This window comes from Paenibacillus sp. JT31N7, assembly GCF_059692095.1.
Map to the genome: position 1 here is coordinate 186989 of NZ_JCAUAT010000001.1, position 16987 is coordinate 203975.

Consider the following 16987-nt stretch of genomic DNA (forward strand, 5'->3'; position numbering starts at 1 on the left):
GCGTCCCGTACATGCCCATTCAGGTTTCGGACTTGAAGGACTTGCCTTTTTCCGCATCCAAGCCGAAGTAATGCCGGAAGCTGTAGATGAGCGGATTCCAGGCGGCCGGATTCACATAGCGTTCTCCCAGCACGATCCGTTCGTCGGCGTGGACGGCGCGGGATTCCGTCTCCACGATGCAGAATCCGTCGCTTGGGTGCAGCCCTACGAGAGCGGCTTCGATTTGCAGGGAACATTCCTGAATTCTCTGGGGCTTCACACATTCGGACGGAAGAGGAGTAAAGCCGGCAGCGGCAAACTTGTCCCTTTCGAATCGGTATAACTCACGTTTGTTTTCCGGAACGGGGGATTTGCCGGTCAGCGGGGCCAGCTTCTCGACTTGTTCCCACAGGGAACTGTCCGGTAGGTTGATTACGCATTCACCTGTCCGGGACAAATTTTCGAGCCCTTTTCCACCATTTCCGATGCCCAGAATAATCCGGCTGCCGAGCGCCCAGGCGGACGACAAAGGAGAAATATTTGTACTGCCGTCTTCGCTCAGTGTGGTGAGGAGAACGACCGGCGTTCCGAAATAAAGAATCGAAGGCCGGATCGTCCGGAACGTGTGGTGTGCTTCTTGTTTGATCATCAATATCACCTCGCAAGAAGTATACATGTCCGATTATTCGGCCTCCGTCGAATTGTCCTTGCAAGCTCAGCGCGCTTTCGCAGCCAGGTTCAGGTCCACCCCTAAATGCCGGAGCCCGTCACATCCGGTGTCCGTAATCCGGACGGCCCGACCGCCGGGAATCCGTTCGATCCATTCCCGTCTGAACAGCTGCTCCGTCAAGGCGGCGCCCAGGCTTCCGGCAATGTGGTACCTGCGTTCGCTCCAGTCCAGGCAGCACTTGGCGAACTGTCTCCGGCTTCTGCGGAGCTCCGCGCAGTTTATGCCGAAGGCTCGGAGAAAGGCTTCGCCTTTCTCCGTAACCGTAAAATCGCGGCCGGACTGGCCGATGATGCCGGTCTCAAGCAGGCGGTCGGCCAGCGCGACTCCCGCTTCTCCCGCCAGATGGTCATAACAGGTTCGGGCGAAGCGCAGATGATTGAGCCGGTCGTACTCCCGCAGCGAGTTGACCGGCTTAGGCTGCGCCAGTGTGTTCAACGCTTCAAGCGCATCGGCGACTTCCGGGCCCGCAAGCTTGTAGTAGCGGTGGCGCCCGGAGAGCTCAACCGTTAGCAGTCCGCCTTCCACCAGCTTGGCCAAGTGCGAGCTGGCCGTCTGGGGAGTGATGCGGGCGGCTCCGGCCAGTTCGCTGGCCGGCATACATTTACCGCTCAGAAGCTCCAGCAGCATCTGCATCCTCGACGGTTCTCCGATCAGACCGGCTAGGGTTATTGTGTCGGGTATAGCATTCATGTTCGCATCCCTCCAAAGCAGTTACATGTTCTACTTCTACAATAGCACATCCACTATTCGACCGGGATCGAATTTTAAGGAGACGAAAAAAAGAGCCCCAAAGGGCTAATTCATTTAATTAACCTCGTTAACTAAGGAGTTTAATTAATGAGGTTAACTATAATCAATCAGGCTCTCAAAATGTCTTTCACTGCCCCGTGAATAGCTGCATTACTCACTAAAATAGCGGGATTTTGAGCATTCATGATACGACTATAATGCCGATATGGCGTCAAGCGGCACCTGCTCTTAGGCGACATCCCCCCGTCTGCTGTTCAAGAAACAGATGCGGCCACAGACGGCCGCATCTGTCCTGGTTACAGGGGCAGGGTAAGAATGTGCTGAGGGCCAAGCGGACCGAGCTTGGTCCGTCCGTGATCCTCGAACCCGCATTTCAAATACAAATTCCGTGCCGGACTATTTTTCATATTGACCCCGAGGCCAATGATACGGACCAGAGGAAACTGTTTTTTCACAAAATCGGGGAGGAGAAGCAATCCCTGCTTGGCGTATCCTTTCCCCTGTTCCGCATGGTTGACCGAGAAAGCTCTCAGTACGATAGTGTGCGGGTCGTCCGAGTACAGGGCGATTTCTTCGCCGTCGTATAAGACAAAAAAACCGACCGGTTTCGAATCGGCCAAAATGACAACCGGATAGCGGTGAGGATCCTGGGCAGCCACCGTCAGCACGTCATGAGGCATGGCGCTGAACTGAAGCTGCTCGTCCGGCAAATAAAAGGAACGGAGTCCGTCGTCGTACTCGGTTTTGTAAAAATCCAACTGAACGAATGATTTTGCGGCAGAAGTTGACATGATATCTCTCCAGTATTCATTGGGAATAAGTGCCTGAACCGACCCCAAGGCACCACTCTTTACAGAATATCACAGCCCAATGAATTTGTATGGAGAGCTTAAGGAGAAACAGAGAAAACATTCAGTTTATTCAGTGATTTGGAATTTTTTTTTGCTAAATTTAATTCTCACATAAGCGATAATCGTGTAATAAACGGGCAGAGCATCCACCAACACCCAAAACATGATGATGGAAGGGGAGTTCATTTCAGACATAAAACGGGTCGAGTCCCGGGAATATTGAAGTGCCGCGACAACTGCGGTCCCGCCCAAGAGAGGAAGGATCGCTTTTCTCGTCTGAAATTTAAACAGCTGTGCCGCACATTTGGTCCCTACGTACAGGAGAAACGCATCATGAATGAACATGGATGTCGTCCACAAGCCGATCAGCAGGGGATCCGCATTGCCGAGAAATCCGCTTAACGTTGAACTTCGGATCAATTCGAGCAGGGGATACTGAATACGGCTCCCGTAGTAAGAGCCGAAATTAAACAAAGTCAGCATCCACTGCAAGGAGACGGCAAGCGTCACTAGCAGACAGGCCGAGAGCAGGTTGCGAAGCGTTTTGGGGCCGAATTTCAGATGGGGCACCATAAATAAAAAAACGAACCATTCGCCAAACCAGGAAACGGCGGTAAAGGTATCCCGCAACGCCAAGCCCATTTTGTGATGAGTCCATAAGGCGGGGAACATTTGGAAATTGGCGTTCGCCGTAAACAAGCCCAAAATGATGGCAATCCCGAGCATCGTAATGAGGAAAAGCCCGTCCGCCATATAGACAATCGAGGCAAATCCCCAGCGCGCCGTAATCACGATAACCAGCCCGATGATAAGCTGCAGGAACCATTGAGGCGTTTCTCTCATATAAATCGATCCGTAGAACAGCGTAAAGCTTTCGAGATCAATAGAAACGTAATAAACGCACCAGTACAGAACAACGAACAAAACGAAGCGGTGCGGCCATTTTCCGATAATCAGCTCGCCGGACTGAACCCAAGGAACGCCAGGGCTCAAGCGGCCGATATAGACCGTGCAGCAGATGAATAAAGCGCTGATAAGTCCTCCCAGAAGCAGGGAGATCCAGCCCTGATAGCCGGAGGTTGAAATCAGAGGGGCAATAAGAAAAGCGATCGGCTGTGAAATCATGTAAATCGTTGCAAACCGGAACGTCTGCCAGGACGTCGAGCGCATGCGATCACTTCCTTTAATCAAAATAAGAAGCTTACTCCAGCCAGCCAAACAGCAGATGCATGAGCTGAGTGGGCTGGGGCCACCACGTAAAGGCGGAGGCCATGATGCTCCAACAACCCAGCACCGAGAAAATCACCCAGAATTTGACGGTGTCGCCGGGAGGTCTGGGGCTGGTTCTGAGCCATTCCAGCAAGCCGATAGCGAAAAAAGCCACAGCGATCATAGCGGATTTTCCTTCCCTTAGAATGACGGAACGGATTGGGACCGTTAAGATTGAATTCCGATCTGCTTCACATTTATCTCGCATTTAAATTCGATATCAAGGTCGTTCTTATAATAATCGGTCCAGTTTTCCCGCTTTCTCTCCCAAAATTTTGGATAATTCCATTCAAGCAGCATGCCAAGCTGCAGGACATCCGACTCTGCTTCTCGTGTTTTGGCGAATCCGCTTTTTAACTGTTTTTCGATTTTCTCACGCAGCTTCTGTTCAAGGATAGCGTTCATTTCGTTCTCGTCGCGGTGCATGGGATCCCTTTTCTGGATCAAATCTCCGTCGCCTTTAAGGGTTAGCGTGAACCGGGGACCGTCGGGTCCCATCCGGACCGATTTTTTGCTCGTCAATTGATTAAAGAGGATGACCGCCTTACTTTGACCGTCGTCCCAGGATAGGGTGTAAACTTGCCTGCCCAGCCTGCCCAAGGCCCAGGCTATGGCCCTGCCTTCCGCGCTCGGAAGTACTCCTGTGAGCTTGTCGTTGTTATACAAGGCTATTCCTTGAATGCCCGCCCATTGCTCGGCCTTTTCGTTCTCGCTAGCCATTTTCATCACGCCCACCGACAAGTAATTGGTTGCGACCCCATGACCGGAAGCTTCTGCTATCAAGCACTGCTTGGCGCTCGTATCCAGCATCGCTCTTTGCAGGGACATTTTGAGCATCACTTCCGCCGGCATCTGTTCGTAAACGGGCGTAATTTCCGCTATCTCTCTTGCCTTGCCCGGGGCCGTATTCACAATAGTGCTGATATGAAAAGTGGGTTCTCTTTGCATCCAGCTCAGCATATCTTTGATCCCGTTCTCCGCGTATTGTCTACCGACAATAACGACCCGGGTATGCCCGAAGTTAATCTTCCTGGTCAGATCTCGTTGAATAAGCATAAGAGCCTGCTGAATGGAGGCTCCTTGTTTACTGATCATGGCGTAAGGTTTACCGTTGGCCGCGCCGCTTCCGGCCTGCTGTCCGGACATGAGGCGGTTCGGCAGGGGGCTGCTGATCGTGACTTCGACTTTATCGGGAGAATCCCCCTGATCGATGTATAAGGCGAAAATAAACGTTTGTTCGTCGATTTCGACCTTCGACCAGCAGCCTGTCATTATCAGCAGCAGGGGAAGCAGAACAAGGAGAAGTTTTATCCGGTTCATTTTATTTCTGCCTCCTGAAGTTCCTATCGATGTACGCTTTGGAACGCTTGGTCATGAAAGGCGAAGGCACACGCATAAAGATGTCCTTCCAGTCTCTGAACACCAGAGGCGCCAGCGGACTCAGGTAAGGGGCACCGAACGATCTTAGGCTCGTGAGATGACCGTACACAATGAAGGTGGCGATGAAAACACCGATGAGGCCGGTCGTCCCTCCGAGCAGCAGGAGAGGGAAACGCAGCAGACGAAGGGCCAGCCCCAGCTCGAAGTGGGGGATGATGTAGGAGGCGATCCCCGTGATGGAGACGACAATGACCATGGGAGCCGATACGATCCCGGCTTGTACGGCCGCCTGCCCGATTACGATGGCGCCGATGATCGAAATTGTCTGGCCGACCGGCTTCGGAATGCGTGTCCCGGCCTCGCGCAGCCCTTCGAAGGTCAGCTCCATGATAAGAGCTTCCATCAGTGCGGAGAACGGAATATTTTCACGGGCCGCAGCGATCGTAAGCAGCAGTTCCGAAGGGATAATCTCGGGCTGAAACGTGGTGATCGCCACGTACAACGAAGGCAGGAGCATCGAAATCATGGCAAAGAAGATCCGCACCAGCCGAATCCAGCTTGCCGATAAATAGCTCTGGTAGTAATCCTCGGAAGACTGGAGGAGAGACAAGAGCGTGACGGGAACGAGAAGAGCGGACGGCGTCCCGTCCTGCAAGAGGGCGACCCGGCCTTCCAGCAGGGAAGCGGCGACGGAGTCCGGCCGTTCCGTGTATTGGAATTGGGGAAAGGGCGTTTTATTTCCTTTCTTCATCTGCTCCGAGAGATAGCTGACTCCAAGGACCCCGTCGATGGAAATTTCATTGATTCCTTTATCCAGATCTTTTAATATTTCCGGTTTGCACAGTCCCTCGATATAGACCATATACACAGTCGTCTGCGTATAAGTGCCTACGGTATATTTGACGGTTTTCAAATCCGGGTGCTTGATTTTATGCCGGAGCAGGGACAAGTTGCTGACGATATCTTCGATAAACGCCTCTTGAGGTCCGATAACGACAAGCTCGTTCTGGGATTCGGAAACCGCTCTTTTCTGATATTTAACGACATCAAATATATAGGCGCAGCCAAGTCCTTCCATGCAGAGCGCCGCTTTACCGTGTACGATTTCCCGGACCGCATCCTGGGAGGCGTAAACCAGCTTCGCCGGCAGAGGGAACAAAGTCCCTTCGTCCAGCAGTTGAAGGAATTCCTCCATCTCATGGTCGCCTTGGGCCTCAGCAATGAGAACGGAAGCGACCTTTTCTTGAAGCGTCTTCACATCGACGATCGATTGGATGTAGATAAGAACACAGGAGCGTTCGTAAAGGAGAAAAGGCTGATAAACCGTATCCTCACTTCCTGCGAGAAGTTGCTGTATATTTTCGTACATCAGTCCCTTCATTTCCATGCGTACCCCTCCTTTAATCCATCCGGTATCCTTTTCTTTAGAATGCGGAAATTTCTGCAAGTTATACAGGAAAGCCGGACAAGCTTAGAGTAAGGGAGCGGATACAAAATTAGGGCGCTTGCTGTCGGGGCGCCTCCGCAAAAAGCAAAAACTCCCTTGCCACATAGACAAGGGAGTCTGGTTTTCGCCTTCCAGGAAGGTTGAGGATGGGAATCAGTCCGCGGCAGGCATCTTCCTGGCCGTTACGGCCAGCCGGTTCCAGGCGTTTATGACGACGATGGCCATAATAATTTCGGACGTCTGTACTTCGTCGAAATAAAGGCGCACTTCGTCGTACACGTCGTCCGGGACATGGGTTTCGGCAACGAGCGTAACGGCTTCGGTCAAAGCGAGCACCGCACGTTCTTCCGGCGTGAAAAACGGCGTTTCGCGCCAGGCGTTTAAGGCGTAAATGCGCTGCTCGGTTTCCCCGTGTTTGCGCGCGTCTTTCGTGTGCATGTCGATGCAGAAAGCACAGCCGTTCAACTGGGATGCGCGTATTTTGATCAGCTCTTTCAGCGTTTTGTCCAGGCTTGTGGACCCCAAGTACTGCTCCAGACCCAACATGGCGGCATAACCTTTCGGAATCAGCTGATCCATTTGAAGACGTGTTTTCATTGTGTATTCCTCCTCTTATTCGCATTCAGTCATATAACAGAACAGGAGGCTATTTCGTGACAGAAAAAAAAGAAAGGAGCGAAAAAGTTTTCCGCTTCCTTTGTTTGGGTTAACTCTATAGACGGATTCCGTGCAGCTTATCCGGATTGCTGACTATATACAAGCGGTCTACCCGGCCTTGTTCCCAGTCCCATGTCATGCTGACCGCAAGGACCGGACGCTCATCGCGGATGAGGACGAAGCCCAGCTCTCCGTTGATTCGGGCGGGAAGCAGGGAGCCGCTGAAATAACCGCGCGGCCAGATACCTTCGAACAGCGCCCGAATCCGGTGCGAGCCGTAAATGGGACGCAGCGCACAGCGGACTTTGCCGCCGCCGTCCGTAACCAGAACGGCGTCCGTTGTCATCTGCTCGATAAAAGCTTCAAAATTACCCGTTCTGGCCGCGTCGAGAAACAGTTTCACGAATGGGTCCTCCCGTTCGCTTTTTTGAGCGGGCGCCGTCTCCTTCCGGACAAGCTTCGTTTTGACGCGGCTGTAAATCTTGCGGCAGTTCTCTTCGGACTTATAAAGGGTATCTCCAATCTCCTTGTAGCTGTACTGGAGCGCTTCACGCAGGATGAACACCGCACGCTCGACCGGATTCAACCTCTCCATCATGACGAGCAGCGCGTAGGAGACGGTTTCTTCCTGCACCACTTGCTCGGCAAGGTCCGGCAGAACGGCCGATGGCTCGGGCAGCCATTCGCCCGTATACACTTCCCTCCGGCTGCGCGCGGATTGGAGAAAATTAATGCAGCGGTTAGTTACCGCCTTACATAAGTAAGCTTTGATATTAAAGATACGATCCAGATCCTGCTGCTGGATCTCCAGATAGACGTCCTGGATGATATCCTCGGCATCGCTCAGGGTTCCGAGCATCCGGTAAGCGATAGAATAGAGAAGAGGATGGTACTGTCTGTACAAGGCTTCCGTCATGGAATCTAAACCTCCCGTTTTCCTCTGTACCTGTTCTTTTTATCATAGCATCCTTTCGGATTTCAGTCTCCATACGGCATGTCCGCCGGTGAGGGAAGCGGGATAGGAAACTATTTTTCTCCTATGAACTTCCAGTATCTTGACTTTGCGTTTCCAAAAATTTATTATATGAACATATACTCATATTTTGCGTACTTTATAAAAAACGTTTGTTTGGAAAGAAGGAATGGAGATGGAGGAGCACCGCGTAAAAGGTCTTACCTGCGCCAACTGTACGCGCGAGCTGGAAGAACAGATTCAGAAGCTGGAACACGGAGCCGAAGCCAAGCTCAGCTATAACAGCGGCAAGCTGACCGTGGACAACCGGATATCCATGCCCGCCGTCGAGAAAATCCTGAGCGGCGACGGGGCCTATCTGGTCAAGCCGAAGCCTGCGGGCGTGCATGAGCACGATGCGGACGGACACAGTCACCATGGGCACTCACACGGTCACGACCATGGCCACGATCATGATCACGGCGGGCAATCCAACCGGTCGATTACGCGCAATCTTATCATTTCGGCGGTGCTCTTCGCGATCGCGTTTACCACGGACGGACGGATATCGGCCTATGTATCCATCCCCTTGTATTTGATCATCATGGCGCTTAGCGGTTACATGACATTTGTTAAGGGCGCCAAAAACCTGTTCCGCCTTAAATTCAACATTGATACGCTGATGACCATCGCGCTCGTGGGGGCCATCGCTATCGGCGAGTGGAAGGAAGCGACGCTTGTCGCCATCCTCTTCGGACTGAACGAGCTGCTGGAGGGAATGGGAATGGAGAAAGCGCGCCGCTCCATGGAAACGCTGCTTCAAGTGGCTCCCAAAGAGGCGGTCCTGCTGACGGACGGCAAAGAATCCGTCGTACCCATCGCGTCTCTCAAGATCGGAGACCTCGTTCAAGTAAGATCCGGGCAAAAAATTCCTTCCGACGGCATTGTGGAAGAAGGCAAAAGCTCGGTCAACGAAGCCGCGATAACCGGTGAATCCCTGCCTGTGGACAAAGCGCCCGGCGAGAAGGTGTTCGGGGGAAGCATCAACAACGAAGGCCTGCTCAAAATCCGCATCGAGAAGGCGTATGAAGATTCGTCGTTGGCGAAAATCCTGCATCTGGTCGAAGAAGCCCAGGAGACGAAAACACCGACGGAGCTGTTCATCAACCGCTTCGCCAAGTATTATACGCCGCTCATTATGATCATTTCGCTGCTGGTTATCGTCATTCCGCCGCTATTCCTGGGCGGCAGTTGGTCGACGTGGCTGTATCAGGGGCTGGCCGTTCTGATCGTCGGCTGTCCGTGCGCCCTGATTTTATCCTCGCCGATCGCCATCGTATCCGGCATTACCCGCGCTGCCCGCCACGGCATTCTGATCAAGGGCGGCGTATTCCTGGAGCAGCTGGGCAAAATCGATACGCTCGCGTTCGATAAAACCGGCACACTGACCAAAGGGGAGCCCCATGTGGAGAAGTCCGTCGTCCTGGATGAGCACAAGTTTTACCCGGCCGCCGCGGCCATCGAGAAGTCTTCCTCGCATCCTCTGGCCAAAGCGATCATGAAGGAGATAGAGGCGAAGGGCATCGTGGCTGAAGAAGCCGACTCTATCGAAACGGTATCCGGCAGGGGAGTCGTGGCCAGCTTCAAGGGAGAGCGTTACTGGCTCGGCAACGAGAAGAGCATGGAACACCTGCGGCTCCCGGCGGATATCCAGCAGCAAATCGACTTCCTGAAGGAGGAAGGACTTACTTTAGTTATAGTCGCCGATAACGAAAAGGTGCTCGGCATGTTCGGAATATCCGACGAGATCCGGGAGGAAAGCCGCGAAGTGATCGCCGCCCTGCATAAAGCGGGCATTCACAAAACGGTCATGCTGACCGGGGATCACCAGAAGACCGCCGAGAAAGTCGCCAAAGCCGTCGGTGTAAGCGAATATTATGGCAGTCTTCTACCCGAACAGAAGGTCGACAAAATCAAAGAGCTCGCCGCAGACGGTGCGGTTGCCATGATCGGGGACGGCATCAACGATGCCCCGGCACTCGCTTCCGCCCAGCTTGGCATTGCGATGGGCAAAGGAACCGACAGCGCGGTAGAAACCGCCGATATCGTGCTGATGCAGGATCACCTCGGCAAGCTGCCCGAGGCTATCTCCGTAGCGCGTCAGGTGAACCGGGTGATCAAGATGAACATCAGCCTTGCGCTCGGATTGAAAGCCATCGCCCTGCTTTTGACTATTCCCGGTCTGCTGACCTTGTGGATCGCCATATTGTCGGACATGGGAGCCACCATTTTCGTAACGCTGATCAGCTTGACGGTTCTTATCGAGAAGAAGCCCTCTTCTTTAGCTAACAAATAGAAAAAAAGTGCTCCGCACCGGGTGCGGGGCACTTTCTTATTGCGCAGCGGAGAAGGGACTCCCTTAACCGTAATGTTTTTGATATAATAAGCCGTATGGAAACGAAGGCGGTGAATGGATCATGCAAAAACCAATCGAAGACCTCTGTGACGAATCCTGCGCGGGGACGGAATCGGACGGAACGGCTCTGGAGCACGCGAAAATGAACGAATCGATGGCCGTAAACATGGCGGAGATGTTCAAAGCGCTCGGAGATCCTACGCGCGTCAAACTCATTTATGCGCTTTCCCAGCAGGAATTGTGTGTCCACGATCTGAGTGTCGTGCTTGAAATGGGGCAGTCCGCCGTCTCCCATCAGCTCCGGTATTTACGGAATGTCCGGATTGTTAAACGGCGCAAAAGCGGCAAGACCGTCTTTTACTCGCTCGACGACGATCATGTTAAAGAAATTTTCCGTCAAACCCTGCAGCATCTCGTGCACGTATAAGAAATAGAGTATCTATTCCCGGGGAATAGATACTCTTTTTTTTGCCGACAGGGGGAAGCTGATCATAACCTCAGACCCAACGCCGACTTCGCTGGCGAACCGCATTTTCCCGCGCATGGCATCGATCAGGCGAGTCGTGACCATCAGACCGAGCCCGGTTCCCCTGCTTTTCGTCGTATAGAAGGGAGCCCCCAGTCTTTCGATTTCTTCCTTGGTCATGCCGCTTCCGTTATCCGTGATGGTAATGATGGCTTTATGCTTCCGGACATAACCGTGAATGCGGATAAGACCGTCCGTTTGGGTCGATTCGATTCCGTTTTTGATCAGATTGACGAACGCCTGTTTCAGCTTGGAAGAGTCTCCCTCGATAAAAATATTGTCCTCGCAGGAAAGCTCGATTACGGCTCCCGACATGCTGGCATAAGGTTCAAGCATCGTCACGGCCTGCTGAAGCGAATCGCCGATATGGATGATGCCGGTTTCGGTCAATTCGGGTTTAGCGAAGAGCAGAAACTCCGAGATAATCTTCTCGGCCTGGTCGAGTTCTCCGATGGCGATGTTTAAATAACGGCCGAGCTTCTCATCGGCTTCTTTCTGGGAAATCTGGATATAACCGCGCGTAACTTGAAGCGGATTACGGATCTCGTGAGCGACGCTTGCGGCCAGATCGCTGAGATGCTGCAGCTTCTCGGCTTTCTGGATTTCGATACTCATCTGGTCGTGCCGGAGCATATGCTGAAACCACAGGATAAGCAGAACCGGCAGCAGGAGCTGTACGATCACGAGAAGACTTACTTGCGGCAGCAGATCCTTCCAGATAAAACCGTGATGCGAAACGATGTACGACAGCCAGATAAGCAGCGCGGCGGCGCCGATGCCCGCGTACAAGAGCGACAGGCCGATCTTTTTCCGCGAAGGATATTGGTAGAAGACACGGGCTCTCAACAGGATGGGAAGAAAACCCGCCGCATAGAGAATGACGTCCGAAACTCCGAAAGACGGGAACATAATCCCATGAAAAATCAGCATCATCCCAAGCGCCGTAAACCCTCCGTAATACCCTCCGTACATAAAAGCGAGCAGAAGAGGAACGCCTCTTAAATCCCAATAAAAATCGGGAACGAGATACATGACCGGATAGCTTATACTGAAAATTCCGGAAAAACCCATCAGGATTCCCATCAGAAACCGGTTTCGGATTTTTTCTCTTTTGTAAAATCGCGTAAGCATAAAAATCTGGTAAATATGAGGGGGAAATGTCATGATGAATAAATGGACTAGGGTATCTTTCACGGGCCGCACTCTCTTTCTGAAAGAAAAAAGAACTCAGATTCCTATTATGGAGTTCTCTGGCAGATAATGCAATAAATAATGATGCCGATTGCGCGGAAACTCATCAAAAATTGGTGAACATGGAGGATTATTTCACCAAGTTGTTGAATCTTTCAGAATAAGTCGGAGGTGGTTAGATTGAAAATACTCGTCAGCCAGCCTAAGCTGGAGCGGAACCTGGAACAACTGCAAGCGGAATTAATGATGTATCCCGACATAACCGCGGCTGTTTTCCCCGAAGGATACTTACATACCAATCTATCTCTGGCATGCGAGCTTGCGGCCCGTACGCGTACTCTTCTTATAAGCGGAACGAAAAATCCGAAAGACCGGGCCGTGATCATTAACCGGGAAGGGCAGATCGTGATGGACCGGGCCAAATACAGCGAATATAAATCCGTAAACGAAGAGGGCCTGATTATCACTCCGATTCTATGTGATGAACTGGTTTTGCAGGAGATAGGAGAGCCGGGTAACCGGGGGACCGATTTGTTTGTTCAGCCGATCGGCGTCGGCATGTTCAGTGAAGAACAGTTCGATGAATGGGTTGCAAAAGCGAAAGAAATCGCTTCCCGGCATCATGCCATGGTTATCGGGACGAGTCATGCGGACGGATCCTTTCGCGGCAGCGAAGTTTCGCTGCCCATCGCGTATTGGATAGACCGGGACGGCAAGCCGCTGTTCATTTCCAAATGCGATGTGCGCAGCCGTATTGTGGATCTCCGCACCAAACAAATCACGGTCTGCGAGGCTGCCGTAAAGGAGGATGTCTCGTGAGAACGGATAGAGAAGCTTTGAAACCTGAAGTGGAGGCTTACCTCAACCGAATCGGGTACGAGGGGCCGCTGGACGGCAGTTACGAAGCGCTGGCCCTGCTGCAGGAGCAGCATCTGCATACCGTACCGTATGAAAATCTGGACATCCTGAACGGTGTTCCGCTGTCGCTGGAGATTAAGTATCTGCGGCATAAAATCGTCGAGCGGCGGCGGGGCGGCTACTGCTTCGAGCTGAACGCCCTGTTCGGCTGGCTGCTGCGCAAGCTCGGCTACCCGGTTACCGATTATGTCGCCCGGTTCTGGCGAGACGAGACACAGCTGCCGCCCAAACGCCGCCATCACGTGCTGAAAGTGGAGGCGCAAGGAGTCAGCTACTTATGCGACGTAGGTGTCGGGGGCATCGTGCCGCGGAGGCCTGTCCGTCTTGCCGAGAAGCTGGAACAGCGGCAGGGCGAGGAGCTTTACGCCATGGAGCGGGACCCCGTATTCGGCTGGGTGCTCAGCGAGAAGCATCATGGCAGTTGGAGGCGCATTTACTCGTTTACCGAGGAGGCGCAGCTGCCCAAAGATTTTGTCATGGCCAGCTTCTGGTGCGAGCACAGCCCGGACTCCATTTTCGCTAAGGATGCGATGGTAGCCCTACGGACCCGGGAGGGACGCAATTCGGTCTCCGGCAAGGAGTTTAAGCTGTTCACGCCCGAAGGCGTGCGCACGTTCGTGCCTGAAAACGACGCGGCTTACAAGGAAGCTCTGCTTAAATATTTCGGCATTCCTCTGGAATAAAGCTTGCATAAATAAGCTTCGTTGTGTATAGTCATTCCTAAGTTAACCAATTGAATATGTTGGGAATAGGTGCTCAGCCCCTCGGGGGAGCTGGAGCTTAAAAGGGAAGTCCGGTGAAAAACCGGCGCGGTCCCGCCACTGTAACAGAGGAGTCAAGGCGATTATGCCACTGGTCTTAGACCGGGAAGGCAGCCGAAGATGATGATTCTGGAGCCAGGAGACCTGCCTATTCTGACAGCACTGCTTTACCTACGGGAGATAGGGAGGTGTTAAAGTACGGGCCGCTGATTATACAAACAGAGGGCGTCTTTATCCTTGCATGCTTCGGGGATAATGACGTCCTTTTCTTATTTTTCGCGTACAAATAAGCAAATGAAGCAGAGAACTCATGCAAACATCCAATTCAAGCCACTATCAGGAGGTCAAGATCATGAACGCATTGAAAAGCAGCAGTTTGGGATACCCGAGGATCGGAGCGGGACGTGAATGGAAGAAGGCGCTGGAATCTTTCTGGGCCGGTAAAATCGGGGAGCGGGAGCTGACAGACAAGCTGGCCGAGGTCCGTCTGGGAAATCTGCGCATTCAGCGGGAGAAAGGCATTGAGCTTATCGCCGTCAACGATTTTTCGGGTTACGACCATGTGCTGGATACGGCCGTTATGTTCGGGATCGTCCCGGCACGGTTTCATTACGAGGGCGGTGAAGTGCCTGTCGGCACCTACTACGCGATGGCGAGAGGGGAAGATGGGGCGGCCGCATGCGAAATGACCAAATGGTTTAACACCAACTACCATTATATCGTGCCGGAACTCCAGAGCGCCAAGCCGGAGCTGGTCGAGAACAAACCGTTAAAAGCTTACCGCGAAGCGAAAGAAACGCTCGGAATCCAGGGCAAACCCGTACTGCTCGGACTGTTTACTTTTTTGAAATTGTCCAAAGGGTACGCCGAGACGGAAACCGATGCCTGGATCGACCGGCTGCTTCCGCTTTACGGCGAAGTGCTGCGCGAGCTTGAACGGGAGGGCGCCGAATGGGTGCAGGTGGACGAACCGGTGCTTTCGACAAGCGTGTCCGCACAGGATCTGGAACGGATCGAACGGATCTACAAAGCGCTGGCGGAGGCCGCACCGGGCCTGAAAATCATGCTCCAGACTTACTTTGAATCCGTGGAATCCTACAGCCGGGTGGTCCGGCTGCCCGTTCACGGGATCGGGCTTGATTTCGTCCACGGCGGTGAAAAGACGCTGCAGCTGTTAAAGAGCGAAGGTTTCCCTGCCGACAAGGTTTTGGGAGTGGGCATCGTGGACGGCCGGAGCATCTGGCGTGCCAACCTGAAGGAGAAGCTGAATACGCTTCATGACATTTTTGCCGTGGTACCGGAAGAGCGGGTGATCCTCCAGACGTCCAGCAGCCTTCTGCATGTGCCAGTGTCCGCTGTTTACGAGGACAAGCTGGATCCGGTGCTGAGAGACGCCCTTGCCTTCGCAAACGAGAAGCTGGAGGAAGTCGTCCTGCTGTCCAAGGCGGCGGTGTCCCAAACGGCGGAAACCGGCGATGCGCTCCAGCGGAACGAAAAAGCGCTTGCCGCCCTCCAGTCCTCGGAAGCTCGCGGCAACAAAGCCGTCCAAGAGGCAGCCCTGCAGCTTCAGAAGGTACCGGCGGCACGGAGCGCTAGCTTCAACGAACGGCGTGCCCTTCAGCGCGAGAAGTGGAAGCTTCCTTTTCTCCCGACCACGACAATCGGAAGCTTTCCGCAGACAGCGGAAGTCAGACAAGCACGTTCCAAATGGAGAAAAGCGGAATGGACGGACGCGCAGTATAAAGCGTTTATCCGGAGCGAGATCGGGAAATGGATGAAGCTGCAGGAGGAGCTGGATCTGGACGTCCTCGTTCACGGGGAGTTCGAACGGACGGACATGGTGGAATTTTTCGGCGAAAAACTGGACGGTTTCGCCTTCACTCGCAACGGCTGGGTGCAGTCTTACGGCTCGCGCTGTGTGAAACCGCCGGTCATTTACGGCGATGTGGCCTTTACGCAGCCGATGACCGTCGAGGAAACCGTCTACGCGCAGTCGCTCACGAAACGTCCCGTGAAAGGGATGCTCACAGGACCGGTCACGATTCTCAACTGGTCGTTCGTCCGGGACGATCTGTCCAGAGACGTAGTCGCCTACCAGATTTCCCTCGCGCTGGAGAAAGAAGTGAAAGCTCTCGAAGAGGCGGGGATCGAAATGATCCAAATCGACGAACCCGCTGTCCGCGAAGGCCTTCCTCTTAAGAAAGAAGAGCACCGGGCTTATCTCGACTGGGCGGTCAACGCTTTCCGCAGCACTACGGCGAACGTCCGGGCCACGACGCAGATTCATACGCATATGTGTTACTGCGAATTCCACGACATGATCGGGTCTATCCGTGATATGGATGCGGACGTCATTTCCATCGAAACCTCCCGCAGCCACGGGGAGTTGATCGAAAGCTTCGAACAGCATACGTACGAGAAGGGAATCGGTCTGGGTGTCTATGACATTCACAGTCCGAGGGTCCCTTCCGTCGAAGAGATGGTAAGCATGATCGAGCGCGCGCTGCGCGTACTTGACCCGCAGCTCTTCTGGATCAATCCCGATTGCGGACTCAAAACGAGAGGCGGCGAGGAAACCGCAGCCGCCCTGCGCAACATGGTTGCGGCCGCCAAACAATGCCGGGAAACGATGGCTGTTCCTCAAGGCTGAGCGGGGAGGCAAGTCTTTACTGCAGCCGCTCTCGGACCGATAAAACAAAAGCCATCCATAATCGGAGCCTTTTCCCGGTACAAACCGGGCAGGGGCTCTTTTTTACATTCGCGCGGGAAGAAAATAGGAACGCTAGTTTCCAAACCATTGGAAGAACCCCATAAACATGGTAAGATAGAAAGATAAAACGGCAAAAGGTAAGACCGTCATTCAGGAGGTATAATGGCAAAGGCAAAAGTAAAACGTCCGACCCGGGATGAATTCGAGCTGGAGGAACTGGGGAACCGGCTTGTGGAAGCCAAGAACGAGGATTCTCTAATTCTTCTTACGGTATGGGGCTGGGCAGAGCAGGTCTACGGCAGAATTACGGTCATGGATCCCCGGACGAGACTCGTACATGTTCAGGACGGCGAACAGCTGACGAAAGTTCCTTTTATGGACATTATGCAGGTGGATAACGCCTGATTAGCCTTAAAAGCATCCGGAAGGGTGCTTTTTTACTTTGGGCGG

Annotated in this window: 16 protein-coding genes and 1 riboswitch; of the genes, 6 read left to right on the plus strand and 10 right to left on the minus strand. The window is 53.2% G+C overall.

What is annotated here, in order from left to right; translation table 11 throughout:
- Positions 1-19 precede the first annotated feature (19 nt).
- From AC58P5_RS00810 to AC58P5_RS00850, 9 genes are all read right to left on the minus strand, one after another.
- Positions 20-628 carry a flavin reductase family protein gene (locus AC58P5_RS00810; RefSeq protein ID WP_497383991.1) on the minus strand — a complete coding sequence of 203 codons (609 nt, stop codon included), beginning with the start codon at positions 626-628 and terminating at the stop codon, positions 20-22.
- A 66-nt stretch (positions 629-694) separates the two neighbouring features.
- Positions 695-1399, minus strand: a complete 705-nt coding sequence (locus AC58P5_RS00815; RefSeq protein WP_497383992.1) for an ArsR/SmtB family transcription factor — start codon at positions 1397-1399, stop codon at positions 695-697.
- Positions 1400-1755: 356 nt separating this feature from the next.
- On the minus strand, positions 1756-2250 hold the full coding sequence (locus AC58P5_RS00820) for a GNAT family N-acetyltransferase (protein ID WP_497383993.1): 495 nt from the start codon (positions 2248-2250) through the stop codon (positions 1756-1758).
- Positions 2251-2376: 126 nt separating this feature from the next.
- The gene (locus AC58P5_RS00825) at positions 2377-3480 is read right to left on the minus strand and encodes a GerAB/ArcD/ProY family transporter (protein ID WP_497383994.1); all 1104 of its coding nucleotides are present in this window, start codon (positions 3478-3480) and stop codon (positions 2377-2379) included.
- Between the two features lie 31 nt (positions 3481-3511).
- Complete coding sequence (locus AC58P5_RS00830; RefSeq protein ID WP_497383995.1) at positions 3512-3703, minus strand: hypothetical protein; 192 nt, start codon at positions 3701-3703, stop codon at positions 3512-3514.
- A 44-nt stretch (positions 3704-3747) separates the two neighbouring features.
- A complete protein-coding gene (locus AC58P5_RS00835) occupies positions 3748-4899 on the minus strand; it encodes a Ger(x)C family spore germination protein (RefSeq protein ID WP_497383997.1) in 1152 nt (383 codons plus the stop codon).
- Position 4900: 1 nt separating this feature from the next.
- On the minus strand, positions 4901-6346 hold the full coding sequence (locus AC58P5_RS00840) for a spore germination protein (protein WP_497383998.1): 1446 nt from the start codon (positions 6344-6346) through the stop codon (positions 4901-4903).
- 213 nt (positions 6347-6559) lie between these two features.
- Positions 6560-7003 carry a carboxymuconolactone decarboxylase family protein gene (locus AC58P5_RS00845; protein ID WP_497384000.1) on the minus strand — a complete coding sequence of 148 codons (444 nt, stop codon included), beginning with the start codon at positions 7001-7003 and terminating at the stop codon, positions 6560-6562.
- A 115-nt stretch (positions 7004-7118) separates the two neighbouring features.
- Positions 7119-7979 (minus strand): RNA polymerase sigma-70 factor, encoded by an 861-nt coding sequence (locus tag AC58P5_RS00850; protein WP_497384001.1) that lies wholly within the window; start codon positions 7977-7979, stop codon positions 7119-7121.
- Between the two features lie 232 nt (positions 7980-8211).
- On the opposite strand from AC58P5_RS00850, the gene AC58P5_RS00855 reads away from it, so the two are divergent.
- Both AC58P5_RS00855 and AC58P5_RS00860 read left to right on the plus strand, forming a co-directional pair.
- A complete protein-coding gene (locus AC58P5_RS00855; protein ID WP_497384002.1) occupies positions 8212-10371 on the plus strand; it encodes a heavy metal translocating P-type ATPase in 2160 nt (719 codons plus the stop codon).
- A gap of 121 nt (positions 10372-10492) precedes the next feature.
- The gene (locus AC58P5_RS00860; protein ID WP_497384003.1) at positions 10493-10858 is read left to right on the plus strand and encodes an ArsR/SmtB family transcription factor; all 366 of its coding nucleotides are present in this window, start codon (positions 10493-10495) and stop codon (positions 10856-10858) included.
- A 12-nt stretch (positions 10859-10870) separates the two neighbouring features.
- On the opposite strand, the gene AC58P5_RS00865 is transcribed toward AC58P5_RS00860, so the two are convergent.
- Positions 10871-12151 carry an ATP-binding protein gene (locus AC58P5_RS00865; protein WP_497384004.1) on the minus strand — a complete coding sequence of 427 codons (1281 nt, stop codon included), beginning with the start codon at positions 12149-12151 and terminating at the stop codon, positions 10871-10873.
- A 168-nt stretch (positions 12152-12319) separates the two neighbouring features.
- Between AC58P5_RS00865 and AC58P5_RS00870 the strand changes: the two genes are divergently transcribed.
- From AC58P5_RS00870 to AC58P5_RS00885, 4 genes are all read left to right on the plus strand, one after another.
- Positions 12320-12967 carry a hypothetical protein gene (locus AC58P5_RS00870; RefSeq protein ID WP_497384005.1) on the plus strand — a complete coding sequence of 216 codons (648 nt, stop codon included), beginning with the start codon at positions 12320-12322 and terminating at the stop codon, positions 12965-12967.
- Positions 12964-13749, plus strand: a complete 786-nt coding sequence (locus AC58P5_RS00875; protein WP_497384006.1) for an arylamine N-acetyltransferase family protein — start codon at positions 12964-12966, stop codon at positions 13747-13749. Before AC58P5_RS00870 ends, AC58P5_RS00875 begins: the two co-directional genes overlap by 4 nt.
- 50 nt (positions 13750-13799) lie before the next feature.
- A riboswitch (cobalamin riboswitch) is annotated at positions 13800-13993 on the plus strand.
- Positions 13994-14179: 186 nt separating this feature from the next.
- Positions 14180-16477 (plus strand): 5-methyltetrahydropteroyltriglutamate--homocysteine S-methyltransferase, encoded by a 2298-nt coding sequence (metE, locus tag AC58P5_RS00880; protein WP_497384007.1) that lies wholly within the window; start codon positions 14180-14182, stop codon positions 16475-16477.
- A gap of 222 nt (positions 16478-16699) precedes the next feature.
- On the plus strand, positions 16700-16942 hold the full coding sequence (locus AC58P5_RS00885) for a YolD-like family protein (protein WP_497384008.1): 243 nt from the start codon (positions 16700-16702) through the stop codon (positions 16940-16942).
- Positions 16943-16987 lie beyond the last annotated feature (45 nt).